Annotated in this window: 5 protein-coding genes; 1 reads left to right on the forward strand and 4 read right to left on the reverse strand. The window is 70.2% G+C overall.

The features are described from left to right. The 3 genes from thpR to ACJA3G_RS31970 all read right to left on the reverse strand — a co-directional run. Positions 1-364, reverse strand: a 364-nt coding sequence (thpR, locus tag ACJA3G_RS31960) for an RNA 2',3'-cyclic phosphodiesterase (RefSeq protein WP_406556536.1), incomplete at its 3' end; no start/stop codon positions are given. A 50-nt stretch (positions 365-414) separates the two neighbouring features. Then, a complete protein-coding gene (locus tag ACJA3G_RS31965) occupies positions 415-1,764 on the reverse strand; it encodes an MFS transporter (RefSeq protein WP_406556537.1) in 1,350 nt (449 codons plus the stop codon). Between the two features lie 30 nt (positions 1,765-1,794). Further along, a complete protein-coding gene (locus tag ACJA3G_RS31970; protein WP_358831497.1) occupies positions 1,795-2,238 on the reverse strand; it encodes a MarR family transcriptional regulator in 444 nt (147 codons plus the stop codon). 169 nt (positions 2,239-2,407) lie between these two features. Here ACJA3G_RS31970 and ACJA3G_RS31975 point away from each other — a divergent pair, with 169 nt between their 5' ends. Next, positions 2,408-2,590 (forward strand): ribbon-helix-helix protein, CopG family, encoded by a 183-nt coding sequence (locus tag ACJA3G_RS31975; protein ID WP_358831498.1) that lies wholly within the window; start codon positions 2,408-2,410, stop codon positions 2,588-2,590. A 21-nt stretch (positions 2,591-2,611) separates the two neighbouring features. On the opposite strand, the gene ACJA3G_RS31980 is transcribed toward ACJA3G_RS31975, so the two are convergent. Beyond that, the coding region (locus ACJA3G_RS31980; protein WP_406556538.1) for an NCS2 family permease at positions 2,612-4,010 on the reverse strand (1,399 nt) is incomplete at its 5' end.

Genomic DNA, 4,010 nt, shown 5'->3' on the forward strand with positions numbered 1-4,010 from the left:
GGTGGGGGTCGTCCAGGGCGATGCCCGTGCGGCGGGCCGCCGCCCCGGCGCGTTCGGCCAGCAGCCGCAGGGTGTCGATGCCGCCCGCCACGCCCGCCCACAGCACCTTGTCGCCGAAGCGGCCTCCCCCGTGCAGCCGCAGCTCGAACGGCGGGGTGCGGTGGGCGGCGCGGGAGAGCCGGTCGTGGAGCTCCGGCAGCAGGTCCTCCTCCACCTCGCCCAGGAACGCCAGGGTGAGGTGCCAGTCGTCGCGGCCCGCCCAGCGCAGCCGGTCCGCGCCGGGCAGGGTGTGCGACTTCTCCACCGCCACAGCGAGTTCCGCCAGTCGCGGGCCCGGCGGCAGCACGGCCACGAAGAGTCTCATGGGGCCAGTCTCACCCCGTGAGCCTCAACCCGTGAGGCGCCGCCGCGGCTTCACGCCGCCGTCGCCAGCTGCTCCCTGGGGACGAACTCCAGGTGCCGGCGGCCACGCCGCATGTCGACCTTGAGCCGCAGGTTCGCCGCGCGCGCCAGCGCCAGGCCGACGCCGACCGCCGCGACGGCGCAGATCAGACCGCCCAGGGCGAGGCTGACCCGGACGCCGTACTCGTCCGTCAGCCAGCCGAAGAGCGGGCCGCCCAGCGGGGTGCCGCCGGTGAAGACCATCATGAACAGGCTCATCACCCGGCCCCGCATCTCCGGGTCGGTCGCCATCTGGACCGAGGCGTTGGCGGTCACATTGACGGTGAGGCCGAGGACGCCGACGGGGATCAGCAGCGCGATGAAGAGCCCCATGCCGGGCGCCGCAGCCGCCGCGATCTCCAGGACCGCGAACAGGCCCGCCGCACCCGCCAGCAGCCGCAGCCGTGTCGTGCCCCGGCGGGCCGCGAGCAGCGCGCCGATCAGGGAGCCGATCGCCATGAGGCTGTTGAACAGGCCGTACATCCCGGAGCCGCCGTGGAAGACGTCATGGGCGAAGGCGCTGAGCCAGATCGGGAAGTTGAAGCCGAAGGTGCCGACGAAGCCGACCAGGACGATGGGCCAGATCAGCTCCGGCCGCTTGGAGACGTAGTCCAGGCCCTCGCGGAGCTGGCCCTTGCCGCGCGGGGCGAGCTTGGTGGGCCGCAGATCCGCCGTACGCATCAGGGCCAGGCCCGCTAGCGGCGCGAGGAAGGAGAGGCCGTTGGCGAGGAACGCCCAGCCGGGGCCCACCGCCGCCATCACACCGCCCGCGACCGCGGGGCCGACCAGCCGGGCCGACTGGAAGTTGGCCGAGTTCAGGCTGACCGCGTTGCGGACCTGGTCGGGGCCGACCATCTCGGAGACGAAGGACTGGCGGGTCGGGTTGTCGACGACCGTCACCAGTCCGGTGAAGAACGCCGTCAGATAGACGTGCCAGACCTCGACGTGGCCGGAGAGCGTCATGGCCGCCAGGAACAGACCGCCCAGGCCCATCGCGCTCTGGGTGACGAAGAGGATGCTCCGCTTGGCGAAGCGGTCGGCGATGACGCCGCCGTACAGCCCGAAGAGCAGCATCGGCAGGAACTGCATGGCGGTGGTGATGCCCACCGCCACCGAGGAGCCGGTGATCTGCAGGACCAGCCAGTCCTGGGTGATCCGCGCCATCCACGTCCCGATGTTGGAGACGATGGCACCGGAGAAGAACAGCCGGTAGTTGCGGATCGCGAGCGAGGAGAACGTCCCCCGCCGGGTGCTGCCGGGGGCAGCGGTGTCGTGGGTGGATTTGTGTGCGGGGGCGGAGTCTGCTCCGGATCCCGTACTCAAAGGGGTTCGCCTCCTATCGTGCGCGGTCGTTCACAGGTGTGCGAGCTTCTCCAGTACGGGTGCGGCGGCGCGCAGCTTCGCCCACTCGTCCTCGTCCAGGCCTTCCGCGAGGGAAGCCAGCCAGACGTTGCGCCTGCGGCGGCTCTCTTCGAGCATCGCCTCGGCCTCCTCGGTCTGGCTGACCACCTTCTGGCGGCGGTCGTCGGGGTGCGGCTCCAGCCTGACCAGTCCCTTGGCCTCCAGCAACGCGACGATGCGGGTCATCGACGGCGGCTGGACGTGCTCCTTGCGGGCCAGCTCACCGGGGGTGGCCGAGCCGCAGCGGAAGAGGGTGCCGAGCACCGACATCTCGGTCGGGCTCAGCGACTCGTCGACGCGCTGGTGCTTCAGGCGCCGGCTCAGGCGCATGATCGCCGAGCGGAGGGAGTTCACGGCGGCGACGTCGGCGTCGCTGTCGTGGGGCAGGTCAGACATGTTCGTTAGAGTAACTCATTACTCTGGCTAAATACCAGCCGGAACACCGCCCGCGCGCTGTAACGGCGGACACACCCCGCCCCGTACGCCGACCCACACATCACCCGAACGAGTGAGAGTCGTCGGAAAAGTGACGCACCGGGACGGGGTCTGCGGCGACCCTCGTCCCATGGGGACCAGCGTGCTCAGCCTGCGGATAGACGGTGAGCTGCTCGAACGGCTCCGGCAGCATGCCGCCAAACGCCGAATGAGCGTCCAGGACTATGTGGTCCGGACGCTCATTCGGGACGACTTCGACGAGCGGTTCAACGCCGCGGTCGACGAGACGGAGAAGTTCTACGGCGCGGCCTAGCGCGCCCCGCCGGGGGGCCGGTCAGGTCAGGTCGAGCGCCGGCATCAGGTAGTAGAAGGCGAACACCGCCGAGACGACGTACATCGCCACCGGCACCTCGCGCCCGCGGCCCGCCACCAGGCGCAGCACCGTGAAGGTGAGGAAGCCCATGCCGATGCCGTTGGTGATCGAGTACGTGAACGGCATCATCACCATCGTCACGAACGCCGGGATCGCGATCGTCCAGTCGTCCCAGTCGATCTGCCGGACCGAGCCGGACAGGATCAGGAAGCCCACCGCCAGCAGCGCCGGGGTGGCCGCCTGGGACGGGACCATGGTGGCGAGCGGGGTCAGGAAGAGCGCGACGGTGAACAGACCGCCGGTGACCACGTTCGCGAAGCCGGTGCGCGCGCCCTCGCCGACGCCCGCCGTGGACTCCACGAAGCAGGTGGTGGCCGAGGAGGAGGAGGCGCCGCCCGCCGCGACCGCGATGCCGTCCACGAACAGCACCCGGTTGATGCCCGGCATGTTGCCCTCGGCGTCGGTCAGCTCGGCCTCGTCGCTGATGCCCATGATCGTGCCCATGGCGTCGAAGAAGCACGACAGCAGCACGGTGAAGACGAACAGGACGCCGGTCAGCACCCCGACCTTGTCGAAGCCGCCGAACAGGCTGACCTTGCCGACCAGCCCGAAGTCGGGGCTGGCGACCGGGTTGCCGGGCCACGTCGGGGTGGTCAGGCCCCAGGACGGGACGGTGGTCACCGCGTTGATGATCATCGCGACGCCGGTCATCACCACGATCGAGATGAGGATCGCGCCGGGCGTCTTGCGGACCAGCAGCGCCAGGGTGAGCAGGACACCGAGGACGAAGACCAGGACCGGCCAGCCCAGCAGATGGCCGTTGCCGCCGAGCTGGAGCGGGACGGTGGTGTGGGCGGCGTCCGGGATACGGGAGACGAAGCCCGAGTCGACCAGACCGATCAGCATGATGAACAGGCCGATGCCGATGGCGATGCCCTTGCGCAGCCCCAGCGGCACCGCGTTCATCACGCGCTCGCGCAGCCCGGTGGCGACCAGGAGCATCACCACGAAGCCCGCGAGGACGACCATGCCCATCGCGTCGGGCCAGCTCATCCGGGGCGCCAGCTGGAGGGCGACCACGGTGTTGACGCCGAGGCCCGCGGCCAGCGCGATCGGCACATTGCCGATGACGCCCATCAGCAGTGTGGTGAAGGCGGCGGTCAGCACGGTGGCGGTGACCAGCTGGCCGCCGTCGAGCTGATGCCCGTACATGTCCTTCGCGCTGCCGAGGATGATCGGGTTCAGCACGATGATGTAGGCCATCGCGAAGAAGGTGGCGAAGCCGCCGCGGATCTCCCGGGCGACCGTGGAACCGCGCTCGGAGATCTTGAAGTACCGGTCCAGGGCGTTGGCCGGGGGC

It is taken from the genome of Streptomyces sp. YS-3, from assembly GCF_045257485.1.
GTDB lineage: Bacteria > Actinomycetota > Actinomycetes > Streptomycetales > Streptomycetaceae > Streptomyces.